The organism is Chitinophaga sp. CC14 (assembly GCF_048957795.1).
In the GTDB taxonomy this organism is placed as follows: Bacteria; Bacteroidota; Bacteroidia; order Chitinophagales; family Chitinophagaceae; genus Chitinophaga; species Chitinophaga ginsengisegetis.
On record NZ_JARBFY010000005.1, the window covers coordinates 1,545,480 to 1,560,006 of the forward strand.

Genomic DNA, 14,527 nt, shown 5'->3' on the forward strand with positions numbered 1-14,527 from the left:
AAAAAGAAAGAAACATGAAAAATAGAAAGAATATACTTATAGTTATTCTATTTGTCTCAGGGATACTCTTATATGTAATTATAAGAACTCCTCAATATTCATTCTCCAATAACAAACAAGAAACTAGGAATAAACCTATATCAACCGGACACGAAGGCGAATTGCTACCCGAAATTGATCTTTTGCTTACTGATAGCTTAACTTATGTCAATACTGCGACGGCACCAGATGGTAAACCAATAGTTTTATTCTACTTCGCCCCATATTGTCCATATTGCAAAACCGAATTGAACGAGATAATCAAAAATATGAAATACTTAAAAAACATACAATTCTACTTAATCACACCATATTTCATATCAGATATAAAGAAATTCTATGAAGACAATCAACTAGAGAAATATGGCAACGTAATAATTGGAAGAGATTACAAGTTTAAGTTTGGAGACTTTTTCAAAACACAGAATGTCCCATACTTAGTTATATATACAAGTAACAAAAAAATGAATGCCGCCTTCATCGGCAATGTAAAATATGATCAAATAAAGTCCATAAGCGAGAAATAAATTGTTGTACAACATAGACTGATTCGATCTTGCAAGGAGAATCAGTCAAATAAAATGGGGAAGCCGAAAGCCATTATAAATGAGTAGGCAAATTTATAATTCCTAAGTTTAGCTTTTTTAACTTTAAAAAGCATCTATCATTATGAAACAAGCAAAATTTGCATTAACAGCAGTAGCTATTTTAGCAGTAGTTGGTGGATCATTAGCATTCAAAGCTAATAGAGTCCCTAAAACCTTCTATAGTCTGGGTACCACCGTTGTAGGCGGCGTTCAAACCAGTGCATGTAATGTGCCAGTTGATTTGCTGCGTACACCAAATGCCAACGGAGCTATCACTCCATACTCATCCACAATTTTCCTGACTCCAACTACTACATGTACTGCTAGAGTTATTATTAATGGTTAATTTGGATGAAATGAATCAACTATGAGATTCGATTATATCTCAATAGATTTGTAACATTTTCATGTTAATATCAATTAAAGTAACCATCTCCCATGTTACTTAAAACCGGGAGATGGTTCTTTATAAAGAAATAAATAGTCCCCGCAGAATGTTATTTCAAGGCATCTGCTAACGTTTCGATTGCTTTAATCCATTCATTAAAGCCGTCCTTAAAAAACTAATTAAAACAGAGACTACTTCAACTCAACACTATTCAAAACTAAAAGATAATTCATATTAAACCTCATTCATACTAGCCCTCTCCATATTAATTAGCCCTCTCCATACTCAATCAATCGATCTCTATCAAGAATTCGCCGTCCACATGTAATATACCTAATGCACTTCAACATTTTAATTTACTATTCTTCTATCTTTACATGTAGAGTTCCCAACTAACACTTAACCAGTCATAACACACTCAGTTCAATGTTATAATTGTCTCTTTATTTAGAGCATCATTTGCTTGCTGAATCTCCGACTAATCCCTTTCCTGGAGTCGATATATCATAATCAAGGTTATAACCGTTCTCAACACCTTTCAATTGAACTGGTATTCCGCGAGTCATCCATATTGGGGCAGCTGTACCTTTCAAATAATGATCAAAGAATTGATTAAGACGAATGCTAAAATCTTCCGCAGACTTCCCATAAATCGCATGGTTCCCATCAGAATACTCTAATAACCATACCCGTTTGCCTAATCTTCGTAACCCCGTAAAAAATTCAAGTGCTTGTGAAAAAGAATATACTCCATCGTTTGTCGTATGCATTAACAAAAGAGGAGTAGTAACTTTATCGGCCCCAAAAATGGGAGAATTCTTTATGTACTTGTCCGGAATTTGCCATAAGGTCCCCCCCATTCTGGCCTGTCCAGACTCAAAATAGTCAATCAGCCCCTGGTACTTGGATGGAACATCTCCGTAGGCGCTGATAAAATCACACATTGATGACGATGAATAGGCTGCCGCAAACAAATTGGTATGAGTAATTAGGTAGTTGGTCTGCAATCCTCCAAAGCTACATCCTCCTATTCCCATTTTACTTTTGTCAATGAAAGGCAAACTGGACAAATATTGTGCGGCTGAAACAACAGCATCATAAGTTCCTTGCATTGGATCCCCAATCTCATACTCTATATCTGGAGCAAAGACCAAATATCCGTTACTTACAAATGTTGGTATATTTAGGTTACACTTATTGGTAAGAAATTCAGGGACCAAATATTCATTGAGTGCAAATGATCGCTTTTCATAATAACGAAATATTACGGGATACTTCTTATTAGGATTAAAATTCTCAGGTTTATAAAGTACTCCATTCAAAGGTCTACCTCCTTCCTTTCTCCAACTATGCAATTCTGTTCTATACCAATTAAAGGCCCTTTCAGGATGGATGTTTGTTATCGGGACAAATTTTGTAAAATCGGACGTAAAAAAGTAATTCGGTGACTCGTTTGATTTCATTCTTAAAACAATATACTTCTTACTGTTGGAAGCTTTTATAGGATACATTCCTGCATTATCGACATAAGGATTATTAATAAGATGGTATATACAATCGTCCATTGTCAACATAACTGGATTACCCGACTTATTCATTACCTTTTTAAAAAAACCATTCTGCATATTTCGTAAATTCAATGCATTCAATATCAGTGTATCCCGCTTAGAAATTGAACTCTGAGAATATTCCTGGAGACCAAGGTTAAAAATAATATTATTTCGAAGTCCATAACCATTTGTAATATTCAGTGGGGCACTCATCCCTAATGGATCAATCAGCCAAATATCAAATCTGTCATAAATTAAAACTCCGACATCATTTTTCAACCATCCTCCAATCCCTCTTGGTGTCTTCAATATTAAATCATCTCTGAAAGAATCAATCCAGGAAACCTCTATCCCAGAGCTAATATTTCGATAGACCCCTGTAGCAATTTCATAACTAAAATAATTACCCTGCAATTTGTCATAATATACAACAAATTTCCCCGCAGGCGAAAGCTGGATAATCTGTGCATCTTTTAGATTCAGAATCAGTCGATCATCATTGCGTAAGGATTTAATAAAATATGTTTGAAATGCGGCAGGATTCCATGCCCGTTCAAATGCATCTGCGGTTCCCATCATATGTTGTATCAAACAAACATTATCTTCATTGCTGCGGCTCAATATCCAATCATTTTCCTTGTCCAAATTGGTAATATGTCTGCTTGGGACCTCAATAACAGAGGTATAGACCGGAATAACCTCGTCGTCTTTTGACTGTGCAGATTGCAACTTTTCATCCATATAGCTCCACACAGTCAGCGTTGATGAAGAGCTCTTTTTTGTTATCCTGCTTCTAATACCTTTTGTTGTAAAAAAAACACGCGCTCCATCGTCACTCAGCTTTATGATATCATCTAATTGCAAAATACTATCCCTGCTAGCTATTGCATTATTAACCAACAACACAGGCTCCCCTACTTCACTCTTGTACCATATCGCTTTCTCTTTCATGTCTATATTCGATAAAAGAAACACAAAAATTGAAGCTGAATTGTTAAATAACATCTTCTCTAATCCCCGTCCCTTCCATATTCTTGTAGTCTTACCGGTCGCAAGCGTCAATTTATCAACGAATTGGATAGACTCATCCTTCTCCATTCCCTCAGTTTCCAATATCAAACTTTTGCCATCATCGGTAAATAAAAAATTCTTAACTGACTTATGAGACCTCTTCTCTTTAGAGATTAAGTTGTACAATACCAATTCTTGTGAATTTTTGTATGCCAGCCAGTTCGAATTCTCATGAGAAGGCAGCTTAAAATATTGAACGCCAGCGATTGTATCACTATATGTCTTTCCCAACTCAATTACGTATAAAGAGTCCCGTGACATAAACGTGCCTACCTTTCCATTCGCAGAGAATTGAAAATTTCCGCTGTCTGGAATTCTCATTTCCCAGTCCCCTGTACATTCCTTTAAAACAGCATTACATCCATCATTATACACGTTCTTTGTTGAGTAATAAGTATAATTTCCACTACTGGATATTATTGGATCTGCAACATAAGGCCACTTGCTATAACAAGAAGAATCAACTAGGGGCTTGCTTCCATTTAAAGAATTGAGTTCATTACCCACAAAGATATTCTGTCCGTGGACATTCAAGAAGAGAAATGAAAATAATAGATATAAAGAAATTATTAACCTCATTATAACATGTTTTTTTTTAAGTACATAAGTACGTTTAATAAAAGCTATAGATGAGCAACATAATAAAGCTCGTGTCCATATAAATTAGTAATTGATGCTGCTACATGACTGCAGAGTTAATTGAAACCTAATAAAATAATATGTTTCGCAACTCACTGAGCACAGGCCTTTTAATATATCAATACTTATTAATATTATTAAATCTTACTGCCTAAGCTTTTACTATCCACATATCCATTGAATACACCTTTGGCTAACGAAAGTACTATACGCTTGCCCCATGCATAAAATTTAACCGCCTATAGTACTGAAGTTATGTTCTGTGTGTAATATAAATATCAATCATTTGCCTTTTCTCCAAACCAGAAGCAAAATAGACAAATTATGTATATGTATAGAATGCTACGAGAAACACCTGTACAAAGAATTTCCTTTATACTTATACTTTTCTTCGGTTTTCATTACGATAATAACGTATTAGGCAATACGAACAGACAAATATCGAAAGTTACAATTTCAGCCAATGATATACCACTTGAAATTGTTTTCAAAATAATCAAACAACAAACTGGGTTCACAGTTTACAATAACTATAAAGATACCCAACTTAATGAGAAGAAGAAGGTTACTGTGAATTTCTTAAAGGCAGACATCATTGAAGTAATGGAACTTCTTCTTAATGACAAAAAAAATCTGTCCTTTATTTTGCATGATCATACAATTTCCATTTTTAATCAAAAAAACACCACAAAAAGCAATACTACGCTAGTTAAAAAAGATACCGCATCTTCGCCATTGCAACTTTCAGGTAAAGTTGTTGATACCAATGGCGCCCCTATACCTGGGGCATCGATTAAATTGAAAAATAAGAATAAGTATGGAACTGCTTCAAATACTGACGGCAGTTTTCGCGTGTCGAATATTGAGAAAGGTAGCATTGTGGTTATTAGTTCAATTGGATTCGAGTCAAAAGAGATAATTGCCGACGACAAGGATTTTCTAGTTCAGCTAAGCCCTCGCACTAACTTACTCGATGAAAAAGTCATAATGGCTTATGGTAGTACAACAAAGAGACTAAACACGGGAAACATCAGTAGCTTAAAAGCAATTGACATAGAAAAACAACCAGTCAACAACCCATTAGTGGCCCTGCAAGGACGTATTCCAGGAATATATATTCAGCAAGCAAACGGCCTACCAGGCTCAGGAGTAACTGTTCGCATTCAGGGACAAAACAGCTTACGTAGCGGTAATGATCCATTCTATGTTGTTGATGGAGTTCCTTATGTTTCGCAATTACTACCAACAAATAATGCGATTGGATCTAATCCCGCGTCAGGTGTATTAAATGGAAGTCCATTAAACTATATGAATTCCGCTGATATAGAAAGTATTGAGGTGCTAAAAGACGCGGATGCCACTGCCATATATGGATCTAGGGCTGCGAATGGAGCCGTATTAATCACGACCAAGAAGGGCAAAGCGGGTCCCACCAGGGTAAATCTTACAGTACAAAGTGGATGGTCCCAAATCCCCAGAAAGATGGATGTATTAAATACCAATGAATATCTCTCAATGCGACATGAAGCTTTAAAAAACGATGGTAGTACGGCTTCAGTGTTTGATTGGGATTTAAATGGCACATGGGATACTACCCGAAACGTCGATTGGCAAGAAGAACTCATTGGTAAAACAGCAAAATATAATGACGCTCAATTTAGCGTATCTGGTGGTAATGCCTTTACACAATTTATTGTTGGCGCCGGTTACCATAAAGAAACTACTGTATTTCCAGGCGCCTTCTTATATAGAAAAGGAACAGTCCATTTAAACTTGAATAGTAACTCCTCAGATCAAAAACTCAAATTTCAACTCACAGGCTCATATGTACAAGATGAAAACCAACTACCCCTTGCGGATTTCACTTCAAGTGCATTAGCATTAGCACCAGTTGCCCCAAATCCATATAATCCAGATGGAACTATCAACTGGATGCCAGATGACAATGGGTCTACCACATATTACGTTAATCCACTGGCAACATCCGTCCAAAATAGCACCAACAAAACATCTAATTTAATTGCCAATGCAATCCTGGGTTATGAAATAATCCCTGGCCTAATAATCAAAAGCAGTTTTGGTTACAATAAATTACAAACAAACGAAATATCAAAATACCCAGTAACTGCTTATGCTCCAGAATTTAGGCAATATGTCCCTAATGGGTCTTCTTTTTTAACCAATAATAATAACTCATGGATAATAGAACCTCAATTGGAATATAAACAAAAAGTTTCTAAAGGCAGCCTTAACGTCCTAATTGGGACAACTATCTCACAACAAAATAGTGATCAAGAAAATATCCAAGCAAGTGGATTTAGTAATGAATTGGTAATGGAAGATCTTGCATCCGCCACAAACGTCACAGGGACAAACATTAATTCAATATACAAATACAACGCGTTATATGGCAGACTAACTTACAATTGGTTAGATAAATACATTCTAAACTTAACTGCAAGGAGAGATGGAAGTTCTCGCTTTGGCTCAGAAAACCATTTCCATAATTTTGGAGCAATAGGATCTGCCTGGGTTTTCTCCCAGGAATCCTTTATCCAATCAGGGTTACCTTTCTTAAGTTTTGGCAAGTTAAGAGGCAGCTTCGGCACCACAGGTAATGATCAAATAGGGGACTATCAATTTATGAATATTTACCAACCTGTTTTCATTACTGGAAATGCTTATCAAAATGTTATAGGACTATCTCCTACAAGACTAACCAATCCTTACTTACAATGGGAGGAAACAAAAAAATTACAAATTGGATTAGAACTTGGATTCATAACAGACAGAATTCTAGTAACAGCAAACTATAATCTAAATCGATCCTCAAATCAACTGACTAACACGCGTCTTTCCTCAATCACTGGATTCTCGGGAGTAACCAAAAATTTCCCGGCGGTTGTACAAAATACAGGCTGGGAATTAACGCTTTCCAGCACCAATATCAAAACAAAGGATTTTTACTGGACAACCAATTTCAATATCACCATTCCTAAAAATCAATTACATTCATATTTTGGTCAGGATAAAAACAATTCAATTTACATAGGCCGCCCTCTATCTTCGAGAACATATTTCAAATATGCAGGAATTAATGACACGACAGGGGTCTATCAATTTTTAGATGCAAAAGGAAACATAACATTAAGCCCATCGGACCCTGCCGACAAAACTGTAATAGTTAATACCGATCCGAAATTCTTTGGTGGCATTCAAAATACATTAGGCTTTAAAAATATCTCGTTAGACTTCTTTTTTGCATTCACAAAAATATCTTCAATTGATAATGTAACCTATGGCCAAAGAAATATAGTATACCCTGGCGATTTCTATTCAGGATTAGGCAATCAATCTACAAGCGTTCTAGATCGTTGGCAGAAAAACGGAGATAAAAAAACGATTCAGCCATATAGTGCAGGTAAAAATACAGATATAAGCTACATAAGAAACAGCGATGCTATTTTTGTTGACGCTTCTTTTATTCGATTAAAAAATGTTTCCATTTCATGGCAGCTACCGGATCATCTAAAAAAAATCCTCCATCTAGTAAACGCAAGGATATTTCTAAATGCACAAAATTTATTTACAATTACAAATTTTAGATCTTTAGATCCTGAGACTGATATCTCGCTTCCGCCCTTACGCACAATTACGCTTGGAATACAGGTTACGCTATAACAATACTACAACAAAAAAAAATGTCATGATATTTATAATCAGAGCTGCAGATAAATTTTCAACCACCCATAGATTTGCCATCCTCCTCACTTCTCTAATTATCCACTTAAATTGTGCTAAATTAATCGAAGTTAATACTCCTAAAACAAGTATTGACGCCAAAAATGTATACACAAATGACGTAACAGCTTCGGCAGTACTAACGGGGATTTATACTACTTTAAGTGCTAGCAATATTACCGGAACAGACTTATCTGCTATTGGATTAACAACGGGCCTTTCTGGAGACGAGTTAGTTTTATATGGTGGTTCAGGTGATATTAGGCTACGAGCTTACTATCAAAATAACTTAAAGACAATTACTTCATATAATGATTTCTGGAGTACAATCTATAAAGAAATTTATATTCTAAACTTGTCTCTTGAAGGTCTCACTAGTTCTACAACCTTAACTCCAAGTATAAAGCAACAACTGCTGGGAGAAGTAAAATTTATGAGAGCATTATGCTACTTCTATCTGGTGAACCTCTATGGAGACGTCCCATTAGTTTTAAGCACTGATTATACAATAAACAATATACTACATCGTAATTCCAAAGAGGTAATATGGACTCAAATTATATCAGATCTAAAAGAAGCAAAATCATTGCTTTCTTCTGATTATTTAGATGGTACCCTATTAAACAAAACGACAGAAAGGGTAAGACCCACTAAATGGTCTGCCGCTGCTCTTTTAGCAAGAAGCTATCTGTATATCAAAGATTGGAAGAACGCAGAGGTTCAATCTACAGAAATCATTAATAATTCAATAGAATTCAATTTGGATTCCTTGAATAGAACATTCCTGCTCAATAGTCACGAGGCTATATGGCAACTACAGCCCGTTAATATTGGATCAAATACAGAAGATGCCAAAATCTATATTCTCACCACTGCTGGTCCAACTGTAGACAAACCAGTCTTTCTTAGTCCTCAATTGCTAAACAGCTTTGAAATAAATGATCAACGAAAGAAAATATGGATAGATACAGTAACATCTTCAGGAATTCTATATCATTATGCACATAAATATAAATCGGGAACACTTGATGCCCCTTTAACTGAATACAATTGTGTGTTCCGTCTCGGAGAGCAGTACCTAATTCGAGCAGAAGCAAGAGCACAACAAAACAATATTAAAGACTCTCGCAATGATCTAAATAGTATTCGTATGAGAGCTGGTCTAAATGGCTCTACGATAAATGAGAAAGAACCTTTACTTGATGCGATCTATCGTGAAAGGCAAGTAGAGTTATTCACCGAATGGGGGCATAGATGGTTTGATATAAAAAGAACAGAAAAGGTCAACACGATAATGGCAAACGTTACCCCCTCAAAAGGCGGCTCATGGAGCAGTAACTGGCAACTATTACCTGTCCCCTCTTATGATATTCTTGTAAATGGGAATCTCACTCAAAATGCCGGATATTAAAAGATAGAGTCAAAAATAAATAATGCTTGATACATCAATAATTTTTCTAAACAAAACCAACAATGAGGAAAATATTTATTAGCATAGGATTCTTAGCTTTAATTAGTTTTAATTGTTATGCCCAATATAAAAAAAACGATCGCGTAAATTATCAAATGTCACCTCTTCATATGCAATCAAGATGGGCAGCTAAAGTAAGCCCAGACAATGCACTAAAGGAATATCCCAGACCACAACTGCAAAGGAAAAATTGGGAAAATCTAAATGGGCTTTGGGAGTACTCTATTACTGATTCATCTGAAACTGCCCCTTCTAATTTTGAAGGTGTTATCTTAGTTCCATATCCGATTGAATCAGCACTGTCTGGTGTACAAAAAAAATTAATGCCAGATAAATGCCTTTGGTATAAAAAATATTTTGAATATCCAAAGTCAATTGGTAACGAACGGATTCTATTAAATTTCGGTGCCATTGACTGGAAAGCTACAATCTTAATTAATAAAAAAGAGGTAGGCCAACATACTGGAGGATATCAAAATTTTTCATATGATATTACAGATTTTCTGAAACCAGGTAGTAATGAAGTTCTAATTAAAGTTTATGATCCCAGTGATAAGGGAATTAATCCACACGGGAAGCAAGTACTTAATCCAGCTAATATATATTACACGTCTTCTAGCGGTATCTGGCAAACTGTATGGTTGGAAAAAGTATCTCCAACACATATAACTAGCTTAAAGACTACACCTGACATCGACAATAGCTTAGTCACTTTAAAGGTAAATATATCCGGAAAGATAGAAAATACATGGTTAGAAATCTCCACATTGGAGAATGAGAAACTAGTTAGTAAAACAAAAATAAAAGTTACGCAAAATCAAGAAAATAACATTATTAATATTCCAAACATGAGGTTATGGTCGCCAGATGATCCCTTTTTATATGATCTTTCTATAAAAATTATATGTGGCGGTAAGACCTTGGATGAAGTAAAGAGCTATTTTGGAATGCGTAAAATTAATATCCAAAAGGATGAAAAGGGAACAGATCGAATCTTTCTTAATAACAAATACACTTATAATCTGGGTATCCTTGATCAAGGCTTCTGGCCAGAAGGACTTTATACAGCGCCTACAGATGAAGCATTAGCCTTTGACATAAAAGCTATAAAATCACTAGGGTTCAATACAATACGGAAGCACATAAAAATTGAACCAGAAAGATGGTATTATTATGCAGATAAAATAGGTGTCCTAGTCTGGCAAGATTTTGTTAATCCTCCCCATGGTCTCCCGGAGGGATCCAGAGTTATTTTCGAGAAAGAGGTTCAAACAACCATAGACCAACTGTACAACCATCCTTGCATTGTGATCTGGGTTCTATTCAACGAGCGCTGGGGAGCTTATGATCAAGAAAGATTAACAAAGTGGGTAAAAAGCTATGATCCAAGCAGAATAGTCAACGGACACTCTGGAGAACTCTTATATGTTGATAATCAGCTAAGAGATCCCGCTGAGAATCCCTGGGTAGCCAGTGATCTAACAGATGTACATTCATATCCCGAACCTAGACTCCCTCCTGCACGCGTTAATAAAGCAAGAGTAGTAGGTGAATTTGGTGGTATAGGGGTTCCGGTTCCTGGTCACGAATGGGATGATATGCAGGGCTGGGGATATGTACAAGCAACAGCTTCTGAGTTGAAGGGAAAATACATACAAATGATAGAGGATCTTAAAAAACTGGAAAAAGTTGGGTTAAGCGCTTCTATTTATACACAACCTTTCGACGTCGAAGGGGAGGAAAATGGGTTACTAACTTACGATCGCGAAGTAATTAAAATTTCGGTAACCGAAATGAGAAAAATTAATCAAGAAATAGTAAAACAAACATCCGGTTTCAATTTAGACACGAACTTCTTTATTGCAACTAATATAAATATAAACGATAATGACAGCAGATATGATGAGTTCCTAAGTGAATACAGAAACGGAAAGCGGGATTCTGCCTTTTTAAGACGGCTTATTTCAATTTCAATAAGAAGAAAAGATCAAGAAAACACAACAGCGTTGGGCAATACATATATCAGTACATTATCCCAACCTTATTCGAAAGAGAATTTAACATTTATCAGGAAAATAACTAAAACTACTAAAGACAAAGGGTTTGATCTCTTTATGCAACATCCTCAAAAGGTGGATTCAGCTCTTTGGGAAACTGCGGCAATAAGTAAAGTCAAATCAATAATAGACTATGAAGAAGTAGCACCGTATGTAAAAGAAAACCCCAACTGGGATTCTATACAGCAGAAGGTTAGTAATAAGTATGGTGCTGTAGGAGAAGAACTAATTTTAGGTAAACGCATGATTTATTACGGTGTAGAGTCCAAAAACAAAGACTGGAAGAATTTCGCGAAATACTATGTGCTTTATTTTGAGAAAGCACTAGCCCATCCTGAATATGACATTAACAACATGACGTGGTACATATACGAAAATGTGAATGATCCAATAATTTTAGAATTTGCCATAGACGTTCTGAAATATGCCATTGAGAAGTGGGATCAATCACCAGAAGCATATGACACATACGCTCAATTACTTCACAAAACAAAAAAATCTAGCGAGGCTATTAAATGGGAAGAAAAGGCCTTACAACTTGGAAAGGGAACCCAATATGAAAAAGTTTACGCCGAAACCCTTCAAAAAATGAAAGCCGGCCTCCCTACCTGGCCACAAAATAACTAAACTCTACGCGGTGTAAGTGGGTGGATGGTTTACACCCCTTACGCACTCATGTGTCGGTCGCTAATATTCCTATTGGTGACCCATTTTTTCTCAAAATCACACTCAAAATGTCAAATAAATTATTTTTTCATATCAATAGTACGTAGGCAAATTTGCAGGTGTATTATATATGATTAACCTTAAAAAAAGACAAAAGCAAAATTTTAAGATACAAAACTGAATAGGCCAGATTGAAATAGTTTGTTGCTATCCTATAAAAACACTTCAGTCAGCCCGGTCAGCAGGCAAAACAATAACAGACATTTTTACCACCACTTTCAAAAAAAATAATGTTATGAAAGCGCCCAGCAACTTACCCCGTATACCTTTAAGAATCGATGAAGATGACCAGGATTTCATCTCTATTGACAGTTTACCCCCGGAATACCAGCACCTGGCTATGCCGGCAGCTAAAATCTCCTTCAGAAGTGATGATTATGTGGACATCATTAGTCAAACCATCAAATTTGGCAGGTTTACACTCCGTACACATGAAGTGTATAATAAGGAACACGCCATTATGCTGATCCCTTATACAAAGATTGAACTGTTGGCCCTGCATTTTATGGCTGGTGGCGAAGTGGTGGCAGAGATTACAGATAATGGACCGTATATGATGGCCAAAAGGGAAATGACCTTGTTCAAACTGGAACCCAGCGCACATAAAGCGCCCATGAAACCTTGGGATAATATGTTCAGCTTCCATATCAATATCACACCGGAAGACCTGGCGGAGCTGGCACTTGAATATCCTGAGCTGGCAGCAATAGTGAAGAAAACAGGTCAGAAAGGAAGTGCGCCTGTCAACGCAGAGCCGTATCACATCAACCTGGCGTGTACAGATCTTATTGATGCGATCTGCAATTGCAAGTTTGTAGGTAAACAGGCAGAAGTATTCATGCACAGGTGTTGCCTGGAGCTGTACTTCAATTTTGCGGCGCAGGATAAACTGGAGGACGAGCCCATGCGGGTGTTCCCGTTATATGTATCCGAAAAACTAGAAGCCTCCATCAAATACCTTATTAACGTTACCAACGAAAAGTTTTCGATGGCAAAAATGGCAGTGCTGCTGGACCTCGGCACCCAGGAGTTAAGAGAAGCCTTTATAGATAGCTTTTTCATGACGCCGGAGCACTTTCACTTCCAACGCCAGATGATCCAGGCATATGGCACCGTAACTACATCTGCAGAATCCCTTGAAAAAGTTTGTACTTCCATAGCAATGAACAATGTAAACGAATTCACTACCCTGTTTGAATCCTATTTCAACTGTTCCATCGCTATCATTCGAAATAGTCAATGAAGAGATTGAATATCCCCATTTTGATTTTTTAGGTTGTTAATATGCCGGATCAATCCTGATCCGGCCATTCACTTGTCCCTCAAAATAGCCCTTGCTTTTTGCCGTCAGAGAAAGATTCCTTAAATTCCTCTTTCTTTCTCACCGCTAAAAGCAAGGGTTATGTCATTTCAGCAACGTACCATCTTTATTACCGGCGCAAGCCGTGGCATAGGCAAAGCCATTGCGCTGCGCCTCGCCAGCCGGGGAGCCAATATCATCATTGCCGCCAAAAGCGTAGAAGAAGATCCAAGACTGGGAGGAACCATTTACTCCGCCGCCGCAGAAGTAGAAGCCGCCGGTGGTAAAGCCCTCGCTGTACAGGTAGACATCCGGGAAGAAGCACAGATAGCCGCCGCCGTGCAACAGGGTGTGGAGAAATTTGGCGGGATTGATGTAGTGATCAACAACGCATCCGCCATTCAGCTCACCAATACAGAAGAAACCCCCGCCAAACGTTTCGACCTGATGTACAATATCAACGTACGCGGCACCTTCCTCGTAACACAACATTGCCTTCCTTATCTGAAAAAAGGAAATAATCCGCATATCCTTACGCTGTCGCCACCAATAAACCTCGATCCAAGATGGTTTGGACCACACGTAGCGTACACCATCAGCAAATACAATATGAGCATGCTGGCAATGGGCTGGGCAAATGAGCTGGAGAAATACAACATTGCCTCCAACGCACTGTGGCCGGCCACCACTATCGCTACCGCCGCGGTAAAAAACCTGCTGGGAGGCGATTCGCTGATCAACAAAAGCCGTACCCCGGAAATTATTGCCGACGCAGTGGAATATATCCTCCAACAACCCGCGTCGTACTCGGGAAATACATTGATTGATGAAGAGGTGTTGAAAGCGGCGGGTATCACCAACTTTGATAAATATGCAGTGGTGCCGGGCGGCAAACTGCAGCGGGATTTGTTCCTGTCATAAAAAAATTGCCCGGTAAAAAATTTTACCGGGCTTTTCC

8 protein-coding genes are annotated in these 14,527 nt (G+C 37.3%); 7 read left to right on the plus strand and 1 reads right to left on the minus strand.

What is annotated here, in order from left to right; all coding sequences use genetic code 11:
* The first annotated feature begins 14 nt into the window (after positions 1 to 14).
* Positions 15 to 566, plus strand: a complete 552-nt coding sequence (locus PV783_RS25770; RefSeq protein WP_420990147.1) for a TlpA family protein disulfide reductase — start codon at positions 15 to 17, stop codon at positions 564 to 566.
* Between the two features lie 142 nt (positions 567 to 708).
* Positions 709 to 972, plus strand: coding sequence for a hypothetical protein (locus tag PV783_RS25775; RefSeq protein WP_420990148.1), 264 nt, complete (start codon positions 709 to 711; stop codon positions 970 to 972).
* A gap of 497 nt (positions 973 to 1,469) precedes the next feature.
* Here PV783_RS25775 and PV783_RS25780 read toward each other — a convergent pair whose 3' ends face one another.
* Complete coding sequence (locus PV783_RS25780; protein ID WP_420990149.1) at positions 1,470 to 4,214, minus strand: alpha/beta hydrolase family protein; 2,745 nt, start codon at positions 4,212 to 4,214, stop codon at positions 1,470 to 1,472.
* A 390-nt stretch (positions 4,215 to 4,604) separates the two neighbouring features.
* Between PV783_RS25780 and PV783_RS25785 the strand changes: the two genes are divergently transcribed.
* The 5 genes from PV783_RS25785 to PV783_RS25805 all read left to right on the plus strand — a co-directional run bounded on the left by PV783_RS25785 (position 4,605) and on the right by PV783_RS25805 (position 14,490).
* Positions 4,605 to 7,955 carry a SusC/RagA family TonB-linked outer membrane protein gene (locus tag PV783_RS25785; RefSeq protein WP_420990150.1) on the plus strand — a complete coding sequence of 1,117 codons (3,351 nt, stop codon included), beginning with the start codon at positions 4,605 to 4,607 and terminating at the stop codon, positions 7,953 to 7,955.
* 25 nt (positions 7,956 to 7,980) lie between these two features.
* Positions 7,981 to 9,426, plus strand: coding sequence for a RagB/SusD family nutrient uptake outer membrane protein (locus PV783_RS25790; protein WP_420990151.1), 1,446 nt, complete (start codon positions 7,981 to 7,983; stop codon positions 9,424 to 9,426).
* A gap of 62 nt (positions 9,427 to 9,488) precedes the next feature.
* On the plus strand, positions 9,489 to 12,170 hold the full coding sequence (locus tag PV783_RS25795; protein ID WP_420990152.1) for a sugar-binding domain-containing protein: 2,682 nt from the start codon (positions 9,489 to 9,491) through the stop codon (positions 12,168 to 12,170).
* A gap of 334 nt (positions 12,171 to 12,504) precedes the next feature.
* Positions 12,505 to 13,512: a hypothetical protein gene (locus tag PV783_RS25800; protein WP_111577510.1), complete on the plus strand. Its 1,008-nt coding sequence runs from the start codon at positions 12,505 to 12,507 to the stop codon at positions 13,510 to 13,512.
* Between the two features lie 159 nt (positions 13,513 to 13,671).
* Positions 13,672 to 14,490, plus strand: coding sequence for an SDR family oxidoreductase (locus PV783_RS25805; protein WP_079470143.1), 819 nt, complete (start codon positions 13,672 to 13,674; stop codon positions 14,488 to 14,490).
* Positions 14,491 to 14,527: the final 37 nt, after the last annotated feature.

Excerpts from the sequence above, each read along its gene's own strand:
- PV783_RS25780 (WP_420990149.1), bottom strand. The coding sequence starts at position 4,214 with ATGAGGTTAATAATTTCTTTATATCTATTATTTTCATTTCTCTTCTTG.
- PV783_RS25790 (WP_420990151.1), top strand. The coding sequence starts at position 7,981 with ATGATATTTATAATCAGAGCTGCAGATAAATTTTCAACCACCCATAGA.
- PV783_RS25800 (WP_111577510.1), top strand. The coding sequence starts at position 12,505 with ATGAAAGCGCCCAGCAACTTACCCCGTATACCTTTAAGAATCGATGAA.
- PV783_RS25770 (WP_420990147.1), top strand. The coding sequence starts at position 15 with ATGAAAAATAGAAAGAATATACTTATAGTTATTCTATTTGTCTCAGGG.
- PV783_RS25785 (WP_420990150.1), top strand. The coding sequence starts at position 4,605 with ATGTATAGAATGCTACGAGAAACACCTGTACAAAGAATTTCCTTTATA.
- PV783_RS25805 (WP_079470143.1), top strand. The coding sequence starts at position 13,672 with ATGTCATTTCAGCAACGTACCATCTTTATTACCGGCGCAAGCCGTGGC.
- PV783_RS25775 (WP_420990148.1), top strand. The coding sequence starts at position 709 with ATGAAACAAGCAAAATTTGCATTAACAGCAGTAGCTATTTTAGCAGTA.
- PV783_RS25795 (WP_420990152.1), top strand. The coding sequence starts at position 9,489 with ATGAGGAAAATATTTATTAGCATAGGATTCTTAGCTTTAATTAGTTTT.